This window comes from Acinetobacter soli (assembly GCF_018139125.1).
Lineage (GTDB): Bacteria > Pseudomonadota > Gammaproteobacteria > Pseudomonadales > Moraxellaceae > Acinetobacter > Acinetobacter soli.
In genome coordinates this window covers 605222-624449 of record NZ_CP073241.1, presented here as the reverse complement: position 1 = coordinate 624449, position 19228 = coordinate 605222, and the positions used below count along the sequence as shown (strand labels likewise).

Here is a 19228-nt window from a genome sequence, read left to right as displayed (position 1 = left end):
ACATGGCTTATAGCGAAAAAGTAATTGATCATTACGAAAACCCACGTAACGTTGGCGTTTTAGACAAAAATGCTGAAAATGTAGGCACTGGCATGGTTGGTGCTCCTGCATGTGGCGACGTAATGCGCTTACAGATCCAAGTAAATAATGAAGGCGTTATCGAAGAAGCACGCTTTAAAACTTATGGCTGTGGTTCTGCGATTGCCTCAAGCTCTTTGGTAACAGAGTGGCTAAAAGGTAAAACGCTTGATCAAGCACAAGCGATTAAAAATATCGATATTGCAACCGAGCTTGCATTACCTCCTGTAAAAGTACACTGTTCAGTACTTGCAGAAGATGCAATCAAAGCCGCAATTGTCGATTATCGCAACAAGCAATCAAAAGCTTAATTAGCACTACAACGGAGTTTTCATGATTCACTTAACTGAAAATGCAGCAACTCATGTGCGCAACTATTTGCTTAACCGTGGTAAAGGCGAAGGCATACGGGTGGGTGTGAAAACTTCTGGCTGTTCCGGTTTGGCTTACGTGCTTGAGTTTGTCGATGATGTTAATCAGCACGATGAAATCTTTGAACAGCATGGTGTAAAAGTGTTTGTAGATCCAAAAAGTCTAGTTTATCTCGAAGGTTTGGAGATGGACTACGTCAAAAATGGATTGAATGAAGGCTTTGAATTTAATAATCCAAATAAAAAAGGTGAATGTGGTTGCGGTGAATCCTTTACCGTTTAATCCTTAACCTTCCCTTCTTCTTAATTAAAAACAGTGATCTTCACTGTTTTTAATTTATGATTAACTTCGGAATTCATCTCCCATGAATCATTTTGAGTTGTTTGACTTACCGGTAGCACTCGACATTGATTTAGTCGCTTTAAAAAATAATTTTCTGAAATTACAGCAGCAGTATCATCCAGATAAAGCTGTAGATAAAGAACAGGCGCTTATTCAATCTAGTGACATTAATCAGGCTTATAAAACCTTAAGTAATGTCGATAGTCGTGCTGCCTATATGTTGGCGTTGAAAAAACAAGATCATCACCTCGACCAATCTATTCATGATTTTGAATTTTTACAATCTGCACTCGAAATTAGAGAGCAGCTTGATGAAGCCTCGACTCCATCTGAGCTTGATTTACTCAAAAATGAAGTAAATCAATGGATCGATGGTCTTATTCGCGAATTTAAAATTGACTATAACGATGAAGACTGGTCGGAAGCACGTGACACCGTACGAAAATTACGTTTTTTTCAACGGGTCTTAAACGATATAGACAAAGCAGAAGATCAGCTACTTGATGAAGATAGCTTCGATCTTGATGACGACTTTTAATTTTACTGCATAGATTTACTCAAGGGATTTTACATGGCACTCTTGCAAATTGCTGAACCTGGTCAATCAAGTGCCCCACACGAGCATCGCATTGCGATTGGTATTGACCTTGGAACAACACATTCTTTGGTTGCAACAGTTCTTTCTGGGCAAGCCAAAGTATTACAGGACGAAAAAGGCCATGTCTTATTTCCTTCGATTGTGCATTACGCCGATCAGTCGATTGAATATGCCAACGATGCCAAACCATTTTTGACTACTGATCCGCAAAATACCATTGTTTCGGTCAAGCGCTTTATGGGGCGCTCAAAAGCGGATATTAAGTTTCAGCACCCGTACAAACTGGTGGGCAATGACAATGAAATGCCTGCATTTGAAACGGCGCAAGGACGTAAAACGCCAGTCGAAATTTCTGCAGCCATTTTGACTCAGCTCAAACTTCGCGCAGAAGATAGCCTAAAAAATCCGATTAATGGTGCTGTAATTACGGTGCCTGCGTATTTTGATGAAGCACAGCGTCAGGCAACGCGCGATGCGGCCCAGCTTGCTGGATTAAACGTGTTGCGTTTATTGAACGAACCCACTGCGGCGGCAATTGCATACGGTTTAGATCAAGAAAACCAGTTAGCTCAAGACCACAATTATGTGATTTACGACTTGGGTGGCGGAACATTCGACGTTTCCATCTTAAGATTTTCACAAGGTGTTTTTGAAGTACTGGCCACTGGTGGACATACGGCTTTAGGCGGTGATGACTTAGATCGACTCATTGTTAAATGGGTGAAAAAACAGTTACAGATTGAATCGCTCGATGATCACGAATATGCAGCCTTCATTGTGGCTGCACGTAGTGCAAAAGAACAACTTTCTGAATTGCCTGAAGTGACCTTTAAAGCACTGGATCATCAGATCGTACTTACCCGTAGTGATTTTGAGTCGATTATTCAAGTTGCACTTGATAAAACCATTAGTGTTTGTAAACGTGTCTTACGTGATGCAAAACTCAGTTTAGATGAGATTGAGAAAGTGGTTTTGGTGGGTGGTTCTACACGTTCGTATGCCGTTCAAAATGTGGTGCGTGATGTATTCAAACAAGAACCACTGTGTTCAATCAATCCTGATGAAGTCGTGGCAATTGGTGCATCGATCACTGCCAATCAATTGATTGGTAATACACAAGATGGATCACTTCTATTGGATGTTACGCCATTGTCTTTAGGTTTAGAGACGATGGGTGGTTTGGTTGAGCGACTGATTTCTCGTAACACTGCAATTCCTGTGGCACGCCGCCAAGAATTTACCACGTATCAAGATGGCCAGACTGCAATGTTGATTCATGTGGTTCAAGGCGAGCGTGATCTGGTTGAACATTGTCGTTCTCTGGGTAAGTTTGTACTGCATGGTATTCCACCAATGACTGCGGGTCAGGCACGCATTGAAGTTACGTTTCAAGTGGATGCAGATGGCTTACTCAATGTTTCTGCGCAAGAAACCACATCCGGCGTCAAAGCACAGATCGACATTAAACCGTCTTATGGGCTTTCTTCTGCAGATACAGAACGCTTATTGTTAGAAGGTTTTGAGCATGCCGAAGAAGATAAAAATCTTCGTCACTTGCAAGAAACCAAAGTTGAAGCGCAACGCGAACTCGAAGCACTCGAACAAGCATTGAAAGCCGATGCTGAATTACTCGATTCATCGCAGGCAAAAGCACTTGTTCAAGCGAAAGAAGCGCTTCAGCAACAATTACAATCGAATGATATTGCTCAAATTGAAACAGCTGTCGCCAAGCTTAAGGTGCATAGCGATGAATTTGCTGCTATGCGCATGAATCGTCATATCGATCATGCACTTAAAGGCACCAAACTTGAAGATTGGTCAAACTCACAGAAATAAAACAGGTGAATTACTATGCCACGTATTAAAGTTCTTCCGCATACACAAATTTGCCCAGATGGTGCTGAGTTTGAAGTAGAAGAAAATGCCAACCTTTGTCAAAGCTTACTTGCAAACGGCATTAAGATTGAACATGCTTGCGACATGTCATGCGCATGTACCACATGCCACGTGGTTATTCGTAAAGGCTTTGATAGCCTTGATGAAATGAATGATGTTGAAGCAGATTTACTTGATCGTGCTTGGGGCTTAGAGCCAGATTCACGTTTGTCTTGCCAAGTAAAAGTGGTGACTGAAGATTTGGAAGTCGAAATTCCAAAATACACCATCAATCATGCCTCAGAAAATCATTAATCAAAAAAAAAGCCATCGTTCAACGATGGCTTTTTTATATGCTTTAGCGGATTATTCGGATTTTACTTCATCTTCAAGTGACAACTTCACCACGCCTTCACTATTGGTGACTGCCTGCTGATCTTGAATACGCTGAATCATTTTTTCCATCACTTCAATCAGCTGTGCGTATTCATAACGCTGTACTTCTTCTAAATTTAACAGTAGATGAAAGCCTTTATACTCATAATCAAACCAGCGCTGAAACTCCTCATGGCTTCCCGTATATTTTTCAAGAATTTGCCAAGTTTTAACCGCGTTTTGAATACCTTTTAAATAAATTGGCGCTTTCGGCGCACATAAAAAATCATCTTTAATGAGCTGGTAAGTTTCATCCGAAATTAAAATTTCATCAACTTCTGCTGCATATTGCAAACGTGCTGCCAAGTTAACATCACGACCTACTATGGTATAGGCCATACGATATGTCGCACCATAGTTTCCCACGTGGCAATAACCCGTACTAATTCCCATCCGGATATTTAAAGCGGGATATCCCATTTTTTTCCAGCGCTCTCGTAACAGTTTCATTTGCTGACGCATCGCAATGGCCATCTCAACACAGGATCTGGCATCTTGCTGAACACCCTGAGAATTTGGATCACCAAAGAAAATTAAAATGGCGTCGCCCATAAACTTGTCAATTGTTGCTTCGTACTGATTGGCAATTTCAGTCATATGACTCAAATAATCATTGAGCAAAAAAGCCAAATCGTCTGGAATCAATGTTTCTGAAAGCTCGGTAAATCCCTGAATATCAGAAAAAAATACGGTCAATTTTTTACGTTTGTATTCAATTTTAGCTTCTGACTCTCCGCGCATAATCGACTGCCATAACTGCAAAGGTGCATAACGGCTTAACTGATTAGCAAATGTCATATAGCGCGTCATTTGGTTGTAATAGTCTTGACGCTCTAAGTTGAGTTTTTCAATATATAAATTTTGATAGTAATTGCCCATACTGATAAAAATAATCAGGCAAATCAAACTGATCACGATTAATTCTTGGCTAGTCGCTCCGAGATAACCATGAAAACCGAAAATAAACAGTGTGTTGAAGTAAAAAAAGGCAATACCAGATAATACAGCCAGAGCCATCACAGCAAATGGAATTCGGCTGTTGATCGCACTGTATAAAAGTGCAAACAGGCTAACAAAAGTTAAAACAAGATTTAAATGAACACCCGCCAGAAACATTGATACCACAATGGTATCTATAATAAAAAAAACGCTGAGAACAACTTTTCTTTCAAACTTATCTTCTAAGTAGCGATTAAGTTTTGGAATAACAATTAAGATGGCTAGGAAAAGCGCAGGAACAAAGATTTGAACAGTTGAATCAGGTGAAGTGAAGGCATATATCACCAAATTGAGTGAGAGAATGAAGTATCCCATCATCCGATGAAAATACATAAATTGTTGAGGCTCTCTCTCAAGCAATCTCGTGAGCATCCTATCCTCCACTTCGCAGCTTAGGCTGCATCATTCCAGATGCAGCACATTGGACTTAGTCCATACGCCAGTCAAATGGCATATCACCTTGACCACGCAATGCCAGCATTAAGGTTTGACGCATATGCGCTAAAACATCATTAGAATACGGGACCGCAGGTGTTCCCCATACTGGTTTCGGCCAAACGGAATCGTTTTGGTAACGCACAACATGATGAAAGTGTAATTGAGGCACCATATTACCGAGTGCAGCCACATTCATTTTGTCTGCACGAAACACGCGCGCCAGTTGGCTCGACAACCAGCTTGATTCTCTCAAAAATTGTTCTTGATCAGCTTGGCTCAGTTCATAAAGCTCTGAAACCCCAGGAACACGTGGGATTAAAATAAGCCATGGAAATTGCATATCATTCATTAAACGACATGTTGAAAGCGGAAAGTCGCCAACAAAAAAAGTATCTTGAGCAAGTTGTGGATGCAAACTAAACATATCTTTATAAATGACACAATAACAGTGATGGCTAATACTATCACATCAGTTGTGATGTGAATATTATTAGCCAAGTGTTTACTTACAAATATCAATGATTTTGTTCAAAAAAATCGAGTTAAATACAGCACGCTAATTTGCTTTTATACATTCAACTCATTAATAAATTTAGATAATAAATCCTGCGCAAATTGGATACGTTTATCATATGCTTCAAGCTGAACCATGACTTTAAGGCGCTGCCCACCTTCCATACGGTAGTAGGTCGGTTGCTTTTGCATAAGCTGAATAATACTGATTGCCTGAACTGGTGTATCTTGAGCAAACTCGATGTAGCCACCTTGCGTGTTGAGATCAATCTTGGTGATTCCCAACTGCTCAGCTTGCAGTCGAATGTGATGAATACTAAACAATTGCTTCACAGCAGGTGGTAGTGTACCGAATCGGTCAATCAATTCCATTCGAATATTGTCTAGTTTCTCTTGAGTGTCGGTATTACTGATACGCTTATAAAACAGTAAGCGCTGATGTACATCGCCCAAATATTCATCCGGGATCAAAGCCGGCATATGTAAATTAATTTCGGCTGTGAGCGTGAGCGGCGCATCAAAGTTAGGCGTTTTACCCTTTTGAATCGCTTTGGTTGCTTTTTCAAGCATTTCCATATACAGGCTATAACCAATCGCCTGCATAGATCCACTTTGCTGCTCGCCCAATAGTTCGCCTGCACCACGAATTTCTAAATCCTCTGTAGCCAGCATAAAACCGGCCCCTAACGTTGATGCGCGTTGAATCGCATCCAGACGCTTTTCTGCATCCCCTTTAAGGTGTTTGATTGAAGGCACCAATAGATAGGCATAAGCTTGATGATGCGATCGCCCAACACGGCCACGAAGCTGATGGAGTTGCGCCAAACCTAGCTTATCGGCTCGCTCCATAATAATGGTGTTGGCATTGGGTACATCAATACCCGTTTCAATAATGGTTGAGCAAACCAAAACATTATATTCTTTGTGATAAAACTGCTGCATCACTTGCTCAAGTTCGCGCTCGCGCATTTGACCATGTGCCACGGCGACACGCGCTTCTGGCACCAAATTACGAATATTTTCTGCTGCACGCTCAATCGTATCCACTTCATTGTGCAGGAAATAAACCTGACCACCTCGAAGCAACTCACGTAAAATGGCTTCCTTAATGGAGTCATCGGTATGTTCTTGAACAAACGTTTTGACTGCTAGACGTCTGGCTGGTGGCGTTGCGATAATGGATAAATCGCGCATGCCCGAAAATGCCATATTTAAAGTTCGCGGAATTGGTGTTGCTGTAAGGGTCAACATATCGACATCAGCACGCATGGCTTTGATTCGCTCTTTATCACGAACACCAAAGCGATGCTCTTCATCGACAATCATCAGTCCAAGGTCATGAAATTTGACGGTTTCCTGAAGTAACTTATGTGTACCAATCACAATATCGACTTTACCCGCCTCTAAATCTTCAATATTTTTTTGATGGGTTTTATTCGAACCAAATCGCGATAATACTTCAATACGTACCGGCCAGTCGGCAAAGCGATCTTTGAAAGATTCATAATGCTGCTGGGCTAATAGTGTCGTGGGAACCAATACAGCCACTTGCTTATTGTTTTGCACCGCGACGAATGCCGCACGCATGGCCACTTCAGTTTTTCCAAACCCAACATCACCACATACTAAACGATCCATTGGCTTAGCCAGTTGCATGTCATGCAAGGTCGCCTCAATAGCATTAGCTTGATCGAGTGTTTCTTCATAAGCAAAGCCACTTGAGAATTGCATATACAGACTATGATCCAGCTCAAACGCAAATCCCGGCTTAGACTGACGTCGTGCTTGTATGTGAAGCAACTCCGCAGCCACATCATGAATTTGCTCCAGTGCTTTACGTTTGGCCTTGTTCCATGCATCAGTGCCAATTTTGTGTAATGGCGCTAAATCTGGATCCCCTCCACTGTAGCGGCTAATCAAATGTAAATTGGTGACAGGCACATATACTTTTGCAGCATCGGCATAATCGAGCTGCAAAAACTCATAGTCCTGTCCATCAATCTCCAGCGTGACCAAACCGGCATAACGCCCTACACCATGATCGATATGTACAACCGGGGCACCTATACTAAGTTCTGTTAAACTGCGGATCAGAAACTCTTCAGAGACATCTTGCTGGCGTTTTCGACGACGCTGAACGACTCGATGCTCATAAAGTTGATTTTCAGAAATAACCGACAGTTGATCAACGATCACCAAACCACGATCAAGAGGCGCACTGGTAATTGAAATAGGATGCTGCTGCTTTAGAAAATCTTGAAAGCTGTCGATTGTTGGGATATCACCCAAACTTGGACGTAGCGCATCCTTTAGGGTTTCACGGCGACCGGCACTTTCTGCAACAAGTAAAACTGGATGACCAGCCGAATCGATATAGTTTTTTACGACTTCAAAAGGTTGCTGTTTTTTTGGATCGACAGGTAATCGTACAGGTTCTGCTGTTGGTAAGTTAATTGCACCTGCACGAGATGGAGCTGGTGCAGTTGACACTTCGATACGAGGCAGTTGATTGAGTTGCTCTAACACTATATTAGGCGTTAAAAATAATTCTTCTGGCGCCAAAATTGGGTGATCGATATTGTGTCGGCGGCTTTCATAACGCTGTGACACATCTTTCCAAAATGAGATTAAAATCTCATCCAATGTATCATTTGTAATGACAATGCAATTTTTAGGTAAGTATGAAGTAAAGTAACTACCCTGTTGTACACTTTCTTTACTAAAAAATAGGGGTAGATAAAACTCAACACCAGGCGATGCAATACCGTCTAAAACATCTTGATAAATCGGATTTTTCTTCGGATTTGCAGTTGGAAATGCTTCTGCATAACGCTCACGAAAAACAGATCGACCTTCTTTTAACGGAAACTCTTTAGCAGGTAAAACACGAAATTGCTTTAAACTTTCTGTCGTACGCTGGGTTTCAGGATCGAAAAACTTTAATGTCTCAATTTCATTATCAAACAAATCGATACGAATGGGCTGTGATTGTCCAGAGGCGTAAATGTCCATAATACTACCCCGAACTGCAAATTCACCATGGTCATATACAGTATCGACTAAATGATATCCTGCCTGAATCAATCTTAATTTTTCTTTTTCTAAGTCAAATTTCTGCCCAACCTGAATGTCAAAATGCTCCCCCACAATCCAAGAAATTGGTGCAATTTTTTGTGCGAGCGTTGAAGCTGAAATCAATAATACGCCCTGCTGCGGCATATTGGCCAATATTGCTAGACGTTCAGACACAATATCCTGATGCGGTGAAAGACGATCGTATGGAAGAATTTCCCAATCTGGAAAAATAACCGGTTTTATGCCATAAAATTCCAATTCACTTTCAAGTTGTGCAAGATGCTGGCTATTCTTTGCAACCACCACAATCAGTGAGGAGATTTGGGCAGACATTTCTTTGAATAGAAGTGATCCAGATGAACCCAAGAGTGAACCGATCCAGCGTTTCTCGCCTGTTTTTAATTGCTGTAATTTGAGTTGTGAAATTTCGTGTTGGAACATTGAGGTCGCATATCTAGTAGACATGCGCTGTATCTTAGCATGTCCGAATTGATCTATGCCTTACTTATCTCGTTTAAACTCTCGATAATAATGATTCAATTTTTCAATAATTGCCTTGAATTCTCGTAAGTTATTCTCGTTATTTTGTAGCCGCTGCACATAGTTTCCAGTAGCAATTTCAAGATCGATTTTTTCATTAATCACAATACTTGCAAGGTAAAGCGCTGCCAAATCATCGAAACGATTCAGACGGCGATTCGAAAAATATTCGAGTCGTTCTGAAAGCGTGTTTACCACTATGCCGTTTACACAGTAGCCCTGTTCAGGATGATATGAGATGTCATGATCTTTCATATACTGGGCTTCTAGATTGTTTTTTGAGCCGCCCATCCAGTCCGTGATTTTTTTAAACATGTCTTGTCTCAGCTTCAATCAGGATGTTCAATTTTACCCGATTTCGTCATGCCAGAACACGTAACACGCATTCTGGCAATCTCATGCATTATGTCCAAATTGATTAGATTGGGTGTTTAAGAATGTCCATACTGTTTTTTCAAGTATTGAACAATAAGCGCCGACTCAAATAATTTGGTTTGCGTATTTGGATCATACAAATACGGCACTTGCATTTTCCCCTGCATGAGTGGCAATTGCTTTTCACGCTTCCCACCTTTCAGTGGGCAATATTTACCAGGTTTCAATCGTAAAACAGCCGGCCCCATATCTTGCCAACGCTCTTTAGAGACATTATGCAAACGATAAGGTAACTCCAATTCTGTTAGCGTCTCTCGAACCAAACGAGAGTAAGGACTCGCCTCAAAACTCCACAACTCAAGTAACTGCTCTGGCGCTGCCCGATCAATAATTTTCTTATTGACCCATACACCACGTGCTGTATTGACAAGCGTTGCCAGTATCCCTGCAACAGGCAATTTCGGATAATGAGCATATTTCTCAGGTGTTTTGCCTGTTTGTCCATAATGCTTAAATAGATGCTGAATAATCAGCTCTGACTCATACAACTGATCACCCGTATTTTCATCAATTAAGAAAGGAAATTGAGTCTTACCGCCTTTTTCTTTTACAAGTTTCCTATACTTTTGCCCACCTTTAGGACATGGATAGACTTCAACATCCAGATTTAATAAGGTAAGAACTTCTCGAACACGTCGAGAAAAGGGCGATCCTTCAAACTCATAGAGTTTAATCGGTTTTTCTGGCTGCTTTGGAAATGCAGTTCCAGTCACTCCGCGCCCGCCTTCAATAATACTGGCAGCAACGGATTGTAAAACTTTAACTTGATGAATCAGCATAAAACAACCTTTATTAAAATTGATGAAGTGGTTCTTCTGTCACAATTATTCCATTGTTGTCGGCGTAGAGATAATGGCCAGACTGAAATGTCACATTTCCAAAATAAACAGGAATATGTGTTTCGCCTATCCCTTTGCGATGACTTTTTTGAGGAATTGCAGCCAATGCATGCACACCCAGATCAAGTGTTCGTAGTACGTCAACATCACGGACACACCCGTAGATCACAACCCCATGCCAGCCATGTTCTACAGCAGATGCGGCAATCATATCACCCATTAATGCACAGCGCATCGATGCACCGCCATCTACCACTAGCACCTTTCCATGCCCAGGCGTTGCTAACAGCTCTTTTACCCGGGAGTTATCCTCGAAGCATTTCACTGTAACAATTTCTCCCCCAAAGGTTTGGCGTGCACCATAACTTTTAAAACTCTTACCGTCTAACGATGGCACCAGTACTTGAATATTTTTGTCTGGATGATCATCAAGTAAATCACAGGTCACAAACGGTACCACTGTTGTCATTTTATTCTCCATTTATGTCATTGTTTGAATCTGCAAATTATCATATATCTGTAAAGGTTGTATTTGCTGCTTTGACGCAGTTAGCATTGCTTTAGCCACTTGATCTGCATGAACCGGCTTATATAAAAATGGCTTCTTCACAAAATGCTCAAAAACAGTAAATGCGCGCTGTCCAAGTCCTTCAAGTAAACGCTGTTCGTCTCTCATGCCCATTAAAAGTGACGGCTGGAAAATCGATACTCGATATAGCCCAAGCGATTTAATATATTCTTCGAGCTCCCCCTTCACGCGGTTATAAAAAAACATAGAAGATACGTTTGCACCTAATGCACTGATAAATAGAAAGTGTGTTTGCTGATTCTGTAGCAAATCTGCTACATGTGCATTGATCTCGTAATCCACCGCATAGAATTTTTGTTTAGATCCTGCTTTTTTTAAAGTTGTGCCTAAACAGCTAAAAACATGGGTATATCCAGACAAATCTTCATCATTTAATAATAAAAAATCATCGAGCACATATTGTTCAACACGAGGAGTATCATTCAATGCGTCATTTTTGTGCCGTACAATAACGGTGATCGCATCGAAGAATGCTGAAGTTTGTAGCTGTTCAAGTAATGCGCTTCCAACCAAACCCGTCGAACCAAAAACCAGTGCTTTATTTTTTAAATTAGACATGTTTTTTACTACCGAATTATTTTTATAGCTAATTTAACGTTTTCTTTGGCATTAATCAGCATCAAAAACGTAGCAAAAACGTCTCAAGGCTTGACTTACCGACAGGGATTCATCAAAATATGGCACTTGTTTACGGGCTGGTGATTGTTTTATTTTTTAAGTAAAGCTTCAGCCCGCCCAGACCAATCAAATTTCAAGGAGTGCAAGAGTGGCAAACTCTGCTCAGGCAAAAAAACGTGCGCGTCAAAACGTTAAAGCGCGCAAACACAACGCAAGCTTGCGTTCTATGGTTCGTACATACATCAAACGTACTGTAAATGCAATTGCAGCTGGTGATTATACTGTTGCTACAGAAGCTTATAAAAAAGCTGTTCCTGTAATCGACCGTATGGCTGACAAAGGCATCATCCACAAAAACAAAGCAGCTCGTCACAAGAGCCGCTTGAATGCTCAAGTTAAAGCACTTGCTTCTAACTAAGTAATTCATAAAAAAAGCCCGATGGGGCTTTTTTTATATCTGCTATTTAGCTTATCTGATTTTGTCATTACTCATGTCGATTTAAGAAATCAGCAACCCTCAAATGATGTCGTTCACCACGCCACAACCAGTTTAGCTCGCTCCCAGCAAAATCATCTCCTTCAAACCATACAAATAAACCTTCCATCATGGCAGGCCAATCTTCTTGATCAATTTGTTGGCGCCCAGCCATGACTGCGACAATCGCTGCAATAATTGTATCGTGACTGACCGCAAGACTTAAACCATAAGGTGCAGAAGGGTGCGTGTTATAAATCAACTCAAGCACATCGAATACACCCGTAATCGGATGTTTCATACCGGGTAGCGCGTTATTTACAAAACTATTTATAAAACCAAGCGCACCCTGCTGTCTAAAGAAAGGTGCAGCTTGTTTGATATCAAGCACAAAACTTCCTGGCTCCACCAGCAAACCTTGCTCGACAATTTCAATCGTATGGGTATTTGGGCAACGTGCCACCGCATCGGCACCCTCAATGATCAATGCAGCAGTATCAACACAGCGCTGAATGGGACTTGAAATACAATGCTGAATGGTTCGACCAGTGTTTTCAATCAAGTAAGCCCCCCACGCTTTGGCTAACTCACGTCCTTGATCAGTTAACTGTAGATCATATCCAGCCAGCCCTTGCCCATTCACCAACTCTCTCAGCGAATGGCGGGTAAACAAAGTCACAGGTATGTTTGGATCTGGAAGTAGATCTAAAGCTCGGAACATGCTGGGAGGAAGCAATTTAAGTGTCATGATCAAAATCATTAATTCTTTATTACGTTATCACTATACCACGCAACAAAAAACACTCAATTATAATTGTCCATATGACTCAACAGGTCTTTGGCAAGCTTTTCATACTTAGGGCTGGCAAATGCTAAGAAGCCTTTATTCAATAAGGTATCGCGAACGTTATACTTAAAAGGCAATCCTTTCAAAGAGACCAACCCTCCGCCTATACTTTCTAAAAGCCCCTGACCCGCGCTAGTATCCCACTCAGAAGTGGGATGAAAACGTGGATAAAGATCAATCTCACCTTCAAGCATTAAGCAAAATTTGTAAGCACTGCCCGCTTCCAAACGCTCAACAGTATAGTGTTGCTCCAGATACGTCATGAGTTGCTGATACTGATCATTTTTATTGTTATGACTTAAGCCAACTCGAATTACATTTGAATGCTGATCGCTATCTGCTTGATAACGCCACCAGCGTTTGGACTGAAACTCGTATTTATAGGGATGTTGATCGAGATATCCTAAATAAACAACACCTTTACAAGGCACAACCAAAGCTGAAAAGTTTGTTTTATCACCACACACCAAACTTAAATTGATCGTAAATTCTTGCCGTTTATGTAAAAACTCTTTTGTCCCATCGAGTGGATCAAGCATCCAGAAACTTTTCCATTCGGATCGCTGCACACTTTCACTTTCTTCAGAAAGTACAGGATAGAACGGCTCAAGTTTTGCCAACTCCTCAGTCATATACTGATTGACGCGAAGATCCGCCTGAGTGACTGGAGAAGTATCCTCTTTCCGATCAATCTTAAACACTTTCCCCGATGCATAAGTATCAAACTCTTGAACCAGTATTTCCGAGGCATGAACTAAAATATCAAGAATTTTCAACAACAATGGATCATGAGACACCGGATCAGATATAACAAACATAACTAGATCTTCTCTATTTATTTAGAATTTAAATTATTTTATTTCAAATAATCTGAAAGAAGATTTGTTTTTTTAATAAAAATATTTAAAAAATTTACATTAAAAATTAAGTTTTAATTAAAAAATCAACTAATTACACAAATGCATAACAAATAAGCAATAATATGAGACAAAAAATTCAAATTAAATTAAAATATGAATCGCTACAGCACTAATTAATATAATCTGGATCAAACTAACATGAACTTAATTAAATTTTTAAAGAGTTTCAATACGGCAAATACTTATCTATTCATGACCTCAATCGTTTTACTATTTCTAGTCCTCTATTTTTATGTGATTAGCCCCAAATAAGCCACTAATGTGGCTTTTTTAATCTTTCATTACAACTAAAAATATTTTATTTTACCCACTCTTTACAGCATTGTGTTTCGCTTGAACAATATAAAACTGAATGTGTAAAAAATTAATGGAACTATTGAAACTGTTCAGAAAGCCCTTATATTTAGAACCTGTAGCGTGCCTAAAAGTAAAAAGGCAAAATCAAACTGCTTTGTGGCTTTTGTAAGGATTTTGATGTCAAAACAGCAACATGAAGAAAAAAGTATCGATTCAATGCGAGTCGATAAATGGTTATGGGCAGCTCGTTTCTTTAAAACACGTTCAATAGCAAAAGCTGCAATTGAAGGTGGCAAGGTTCACCACAACAATGAACGCGTAAAAGTTTCTAAAGATGTGCGTATCGGAATGGAGCTTACCATTCAGCAGGGAATCGAGCGTAAAACTGTTGTGGTTAAAGCACTATCGAGCATGCGTGGCCCTGCTCCAGTTGCACAACAATTGTACGAAGAAACGCCTGTCAGTATTGCACGAAGAGAGTTGATTGCTTCGCAAAGAAAATTGCATAATTTAGCACGACCAGATCATCGTCCATCCAAAAAAGATAGAAGACAAATCAATCGGTTCAAGCAAGATAACGATCAGCAGTTCGATCAATCGTGGTCATACAATGATGAGTAAACTCATTTGCGTTTTGAGCGTCATAATGTGTCGTACTAGCACATTATCGACATAGAAGAGAAAGAGCAAATCTGTCACTATACATCAGTGGAACGAGGTTGAAATTCAATACATCCACTTTGAATGAAAGTGATATTACACAGTTTTGAGGTTGTGAGATGGATGATAATAAAAGTAAGGCATTACAAGCTGCCTTAAGCCAGATTGAAAAACAGTTTGGTAAAAACACAGTTATGCGCTTAGGCGACAATACCGTGCAAGCCGTTGAAGCTGTTTCTACAGGTTCGCTCACGCTTGATATTGCGCTTGGCATTGGAGGTTTACCGAAGGGTCGTATTGTTGAAATTTACGGTCCTGAATCCTCAGGTAAAACCACCATGACATTACAGGCAATTGCTCAATGTCAAAAATCTGGCGGTACATGTGCATTTATCGATGCAGAACATGCACTAGATCCTCAATACGCACGCAAGCTCGGTGTTGATATTGAAAATCTTTTGGTTTCTCAGCCAGACAATGGTGAACAAGCCCTAGAAATCGCGGATATGCTGGTTCGCTCGGGTGCGATTGATCTAATCGTGGTCGACTCGGTTGCCGCATTGACCCCAAAAGCTGAAATTGAAGGTGAAATGGGCGACTCACATATGGGCTTGCAAGCCCGCTTGATGAGTCAAGCGCTACGTAAAATTACGGGTAATGCCAAACGCTCTAATTGCATGGTGATCTTCATTAACCAAATTCGTATGAAGATTGGTGTAATGTTTGGAAGCCCTGAAACCACAACGGGCGGTAATGCACTTAAATTTTATGCATCTGTTCGATTGGATATCCGTCGTATTGGCCAAGTAAAAGAAGGTGACGAAATCGTCGGTTCTGAAACCAAAGTAAAAGTGGTTAAGAACAAAATGGCCCCTCCTTTTCGCGAAGCTATTTTCCAGATCCTGTACGGCAAAGGTGTTAACCAGTTAGGTGAACTTGTCGATCTCGCAGTTCAACAAAATATTGTTCAAAAAGCAGGTGCTTGGTATTCATATCAAGGCAACAAAATTGGACAAGGTAAAAATAACGTGATTCGTTATTTTGAGGAAAATCCAAGTATTTCGGCAGAAATTGAACGCGCTATTCGCGAACAATTGCTGACCAAAAATACAGATCCAGCCGCTGCGCATGATGATGAGCCAGAAGAACAGCCCGACTTTATTGAAAGTTAAGCCACGACACTATCAAACGCCCTCTGGGGCGTTTTTTCATGAGTTTGAATATGTATTTCCAAAAAAAGAAACCCGATAATCCCACCCTAACAGGCACTCGCCTTCGCTCTTTAGCATTTGCACTTCTAACGCGAAAAGAATACAGCAAAGCTGAATTAATTGAGAAACTCAATCTGTACGCGCTTGATCAAGCCGAAGTCATACAATTGGTAGAGGAGTTATCAGATCAAAACTATCAAAGTGATCAGCGTGTTGCAGAAATGGTTCTGGCCAGTCAAATGCGCAAAGGTAAAGGTCCTAATCAAATTAAACACGCTTTAAAGAAGAAAGCGCTTGATCGTGAATTAATTAATGACGAATTCAATGATATCGACTGGTTTGAACAGGCATATCAATTAAAAAGAAAGAAGTTTGGTGATACTGTGGAGAAAGATCCTAAACAAAAAGCAAAGCAAATTCGGTTCTTACAATATAGAGGTTTTGATATGGATATTATTTTGAAAGCGATAAATTACACAGCAGAAGATTAGAATGGTGGTAACCCTACTAGCAAAACCTCGGCACATTATAGATCTGCTACCGTTGCTACCTTCCGGTCCTGGCGGGGTTCACAGAGTACAATTGCGAAGCCACCAGCAGGGCTACCATTGCAAGAACAGAGTATAGAGATTTTTATAAGCCTTGCAAGTACTAATTAAGGTTTTAAGTCAAAATCAGTTTCAAGTGGCGAATTCATCATCAGCTCATTCATTTTAAAGGCAAAATTTAAACCAATTGAATCGTTTCATGCTTTCACTTATTAAAATGCTACAAGTTTGTAAGTACATCTTGCATTTCTATATACCAATGCTTTAATGACTACATGAAATGACAACAGTATTTAAGATGACTCTGCTCGTCTTATGCATAGCGCATTTTTCTAAGTTTTTAAATGGAATTCTCTTATGCTCAACAAGCATTTGCTTTTTACAGCCGTTCTTCTTTCTATTGGCGCACAAACATATGCAAATATTCCCATTGAATCGCGCGGTCTGAGTCAAAACACTGGTAGTTCTTTATCTGGTACATCTCCTGCTGCACCCATCAATATTAACTGGGAGCTCATGCAAAAAAACCAGCAGCTTGAAAACGAGATTCGTAGCTTACGCGGTAAATTAGAAGAACAAGACAACGAAATTGAAAAACTAAAGAATGACTTACAAAATCGCTATACCGATCTTGATCAACGACTGGAGTTATTGAATCAGAAACTTGATCCTGATAGCAGTGCTGCTGATCCGGATGCGCAGTCGAATACAGCACCTCCTGCCAACTCTCCAACAAACACAGCATCCCCTACAAATACCACTATTGCACCTACCACTGCCTCAAATTCAGCTGCAGCTGGCAATAACGCTACCCCTACTGCTAATCAACAAGATCCAGTAGAACTTGAAAAGGCCGCTTACACAGTTGCTTTAGATGCCTATAAACAAGGCGGTGCAAAAAAAGCGATTGCACCCATGCAAAATTTTATCAAGAATCACCCCAATAGCATCTATACAGGGAATGCCTATTTCTGGTTAGCAGAATTTAACTTGGCTACAGATCCGGTGAACTATTCAGAAGCTAAAAAGAATTATGATATTGTCGTAAAACGCTATCCAACCTCAAGCAAGGCGCCACGTTCACTTTACCAGCTGTATAGTATCGCCAAAGATGTTGAACACAACACGACAGCAGCCAACCAACTCAAGGCCAAACTATTAAAAACCTATCCTCAAGCCGAAGAAGTAAAATACTTCAAGTAGGCAAAAAAAAAAGACACTTGATAGTGTCTTTTTTTATTAACGACTTAACGCACAATACCACGCTTTGAAGAAGTTACTGAGTCGATTAAAAGTTCAACTTCAGGCGTTTCGGGTAAGATATCGGTACGAATTTTTTCAATGGCCTGCTCAGTGGTCAATCCTGACTTATAAATCAGCTTGTAAGCTTCACGTAAAGATTGAATCACATGCTTTGACCAGCCTTTACGACGCATACCTTCAACATTCATACCGAATGCATGTGCTGGATTTCCAGAGACCATAACATAAGCTGGAACATCCTTTAAAATTAAAGATGCACCACCTACCATGCTATACGAGTCAATCTTACAGAACTGGTGAATACCTGAGTTTCCACCCACAACCACATGGCTGCCAATTTGCACATGACCTGCAACGCCCACGTTATTTGCGAAGATATTATGGTCACCAATTTGGCAATCATGGGCAATATGCGTATTCACCATCAACAGGTTGTGGCTACCAATTTTGGTTAAGCTATTATCCTGTACTGTACCGCGATGCAGACTAGAATGCTCACGAATCAGGTTATGATCGCCGATTTCCAACCAAGTCTCTTCACCTTGATATTTAAGGTCTTGACACACTTCACCGACGCTTGCAAACTGAAAAATTTCATTATGCTCACCAATTCGGGTGAAACCACCAACAACGACATGCGAATGAAGTTTTGTTCCAGCCCCAATCGTGACGTTGGGACCAATTACACAATACGGCCCAATTTGAGCATCTGCTGCAATTACAGCAGATGGATCAATAATAGCGGTAGAATGAATTAGGTCGTTATTGCTCATGCCTGCTCTGTTCTTAAATGTGAAACTATAATTTCAGCGGTTGTTGCGACTTTACCATCAACTGTCGCAATACAATTGTACTTGTAAATACCACGCTTTTGCATCACAAGCTCAGCTTTTAACACCAGCTGGTCACCTGCAACCACTTGCTTTTTAAAACGTACTTTCTCTGCGCCTGCAAACAGAAACAAAGAACCCGGCTTTGGTGTTTCATTATTCATAATGAAACCCAAAATACCTGCTACCTGTGCCAGTGCTTCTACAATCAAAACACCAGGCATAATTGGATAGTTTGGAAAATGGCCTTGAAAAAACTCTTCGTTAATCGAAACGTTTTTATAACCTACAATATTATTTTCACCGACTTCAGTTACACGGTCGACCAAAAGAAATGGATAGCGGTGCGGTAAGTATTCACGAATTTTTTGAATGTCCATTGGCAATTCAGGGATCGTAAACGCAGGAGTGTTTGACTCAGTCATCATATT

Annotated in this window: 21 protein-coding genes and 1 other RNA gene; 10 read left to right on the top strand and 12 right to left on the bottom strand. The window is 40.6% G+C overall.

The features are described from left to right. Positions 1 to 2: 2 nt before the first annotated feature. The 5 genes from iscU to fdx all read left to right on the top strand — a co-directional run bounded on the left by iscU (position 3) and on the right by fdx (position 3580). Positions 3 to 389: a Fe-S cluster assembly scaffold IscU gene (gene iscU, locus KCV09_RS02830; protein WP_004936858.1), complete on the top strand. Its 387-nt coding sequence runs from the start codon at positions 3 to 5 to the stop codon at positions 387 to 389. Between the two features lie 22 nt (positions 390 to 411). Continuing rightward, positions 412 to 732 carry an iron-sulfur cluster assembly protein IscA gene (gene iscA / locus KCV09_RS02825; protein ID WP_004936854.1) on the top strand — a complete coding sequence of 107 codons (321 nt, stop codon included), beginning with the start codon at positions 412 to 414 and terminating at the stop codon, positions 730 to 732. 82 nt (positions 733 to 814) lie between these two features. Continuing rightward, positions 815 to 1330 (top strand): Fe-S protein assembly co-chaperone HscB, encoded by a 516-nt coding sequence (gene hscB / locus KCV09_RS02820; protein WP_004936852.1) that lies wholly within the window; start codon positions 815 to 817, stop codon positions 1328 to 1330. A 33-nt stretch (positions 1331 to 1363) separates the two neighbouring features. Then, on the top strand, positions 1364 to 3226 hold the full coding sequence (gene hscA / locus KCV09_RS02815; RefSeq protein ID WP_151815510.1) for a Fe-S protein assembly chaperone HscA: 1863 nt from the start codon (positions 1364 to 1366) through the stop codon (positions 3224 to 3226). Positions 3227 to 3241: 15 nt separating this feature from the next. Next, entirely contained in the window at positions 3242 to 3580 is a 339-nt protein-coding gene (gene fdx, locus KCV09_RS02810) for an ISC system 2Fe-2S type ferredoxin (RefSeq protein ID WP_004936847.1), read from the top strand. Between the two features lie 51 nt (positions 3581 to 3631). Here the strand turns inward: fdx and KCV09_RS02805 are convergent, their stop codons facing one another. The 7 genes from KCV09_RS02805 to KCV09_RS02775 all read right to left on the bottom strand — a co-directional run bounded on the left by KCV09_RS02805 (position 3632) and on the right by KCV09_RS02775 (position 11686). After that, positions 3632 to 5071: an adenylate/guanylate cyclase domain-containing protein gene (locus tag KCV09_RS02805; protein WP_151746172.1), complete on the bottom strand. Its 1440-nt coding sequence runs from the start codon at positions 5069 to 5071 to the stop codon at positions 3632 to 3634. Between the two features lie 55 nt (positions 5072 to 5126). After that, positions 5127 to 5561 (bottom strand): HIT domain-containing protein, encoded by a 435-nt coding sequence (locus KCV09_RS02800; RefSeq protein ID WP_004936845.1) that lies wholly within the window; start codon positions 5559 to 5561, stop codon positions 5127 to 5129. Between the two features lie 143 nt (positions 5562 to 5704). Next, positions 5705 to 9166, bottom strand: a complete 3462-nt coding sequence (mfd, locus tag KCV09_RS02795; protein WP_212515747.1) for a transcription-repair coupling factor — start codon at positions 9164 to 9166, stop codon at positions 5705 to 5707. A gap of 60 nt (positions 9167 to 9226) precedes the next feature. Next, positions 9227 to 9580 carry a hypothetical protein gene (locus tag KCV09_RS02790; RefSeq protein ID WP_025094880.1) on the bottom strand — a complete coding sequence of 118 codons (354 nt, stop codon included), beginning with the start codon at positions 9578 to 9580 and terminating at the stop codon, positions 9227 to 9229. Between the two features lie 116 nt (positions 9581 to 9696). Further along, positions 9697 to 10479, bottom strand: coding sequence for a glutathione S-transferase N-terminal domain-containing protein (locus tag KCV09_RS02785; protein WP_104124785.1), 783 nt, complete (start codon positions 10477 to 10479; stop codon positions 9697 to 9699). A 13-nt stretch (positions 10480 to 10492) separates the two neighbouring features. After that, complete coding sequence (rraA, locus tag KCV09_RS02780; protein ID WP_004936834.1) at positions 10493 to 11008, bottom strand: ribonuclease E activity regulator RraA; 516 nt, start codon at positions 11006 to 11008, stop codon at positions 10493 to 10495. 12 nt (positions 11009 to 11020) lie between these two features. Further along, positions 11021 to 11686 (bottom strand): NAD-dependent epimerase/dehydratase family protein, encoded by a 666-nt coding sequence (locus tag KCV09_RS02775; protein WP_151815508.1) that lies wholly within the window; start codon positions 11684 to 11686, stop codon positions 11021 to 11023. 208 nt (positions 11687 to 11894) lie between these two features. On the opposite strand from KCV09_RS02775, the gene rpsT reads away from it, so the two are divergent. Then, positions 11895 to 12164, top strand: a complete 270-nt coding sequence (rpsT, locus tag KCV09_RS02770; protein WP_004925626.1) for a 30S ribosomal protein S20 — start codon at positions 11895 to 11897, stop codon at positions 12162 to 12164. Between the two features lie 67 nt (positions 12165 to 12231). On the opposite strand, the gene KCV09_RS02765 is transcribed toward rpsT, so the two are convergent. Then, entirely contained in the window at positions 12232 to 12969 is a 738-nt protein-coding gene (locus KCV09_RS02765) for a histidine phosphatase family protein (protein ID WP_151815507.1), read from the bottom strand. 56 nt (positions 12970 to 13025) lie between these two features. Beyond that, positions 13026 to 13886 (bottom strand): 3'(2'),5'-bisphosphate nucleotidase CysQ family protein, encoded by an 861-nt coding sequence (locus KCV09_RS02760; protein WP_151815506.1) that lies wholly within the window; start codon positions 13884 to 13886, stop codon positions 13026 to 13028. 576 nt (positions 13887 to 14462) lie between these two features. Here KCV09_RS02760 and KCV09_RS02755 point away from each other — a divergent pair. The 3 genes from KCV09_RS02755 (at position 14463) to KCV09_RS02745 (ending at position 16647) form a co-directional block, all read left to right on the top strand. Then, positions 14463 to 14906, top strand: a complete 444-nt coding sequence (locus KCV09_RS02755; protein WP_004936824.1) for an RNA-binding S4 domain-containing protein — start codon at positions 14463 to 14465, stop codon at positions 14904 to 14906. Between the two features lie 158 nt (positions 14907 to 15064). Next, positions 15065 to 16117, top strand: coding sequence for a recombinase RecA (gene recA / locus KCV09_RS02750; RefSeq protein ID WP_025094874.1), 1053 nt, complete (start codon positions 15065 to 15067; stop codon positions 16115 to 16117). 50 nt (positions 16118 to 16167) lie between these two features. Then, a complete protein-coding gene (locus KCV09_RS02745; RefSeq protein WP_111812341.1) occupies positions 16168 to 16647 on the top strand; it encodes a regulatory protein RecX in 480 nt (159 codons plus the stop codon). A gap of 11 nt (positions 16648 to 16658) precedes the next feature. On the opposite strand, the gene ffs is transcribed toward KCV09_RS02745, so the two are convergent. Continuing rightward, positions 16659 to 16755: signal recognition particle sRNA small type (gene ffs / locus KCV09_RS02740), an RNA gene on the bottom strand. Positions 16756 to 17061: 306 nt separating this feature from the next. Between ffs and KCV09_RS02735 the strand changes: the two genes are divergently transcribed. Beyond that, the gene (locus tag KCV09_RS02735) at positions 17062 to 17907 is read left to right on the top strand and encodes a YbgF trimerization domain-containing protein (RefSeq protein WP_119026196.1); all 846 of its coding nucleotides are present in this window, start codon (positions 17062 to 17064) and stop codon (positions 17905 to 17907) included. Between the two features lie 44 nt (positions 17908 to 17951). On the opposite strand, the gene lpxA is transcribed toward KCV09_RS02735, so the two are convergent. Next, positions 17952 to 18740, bottom strand: coding sequence for an acyl-ACP--UDP-N-acetylglucosamine O-acyltransferase (gene lpxA, locus KCV09_RS02730; RefSeq protein ID WP_004936813.1), 789 nt, complete (start codon positions 18738 to 18740; stop codon positions 17952 to 17954). Next, positions 18737 to 19222, bottom strand: coding sequence for a 3-hydroxyacyl-ACP dehydratase FabZ (gene fabZ, locus KCV09_RS02725; RefSeq protein WP_025094871.1), 486 nt, complete (start codon positions 19220 to 19222; stop codon positions 18737 to 18739). The genes lpxA and fabZ overlap by 4 nt, the downstream gene beginning before the upstream one ends. Positions 19223 to 19228: the final 6 nt, after the last annotated feature.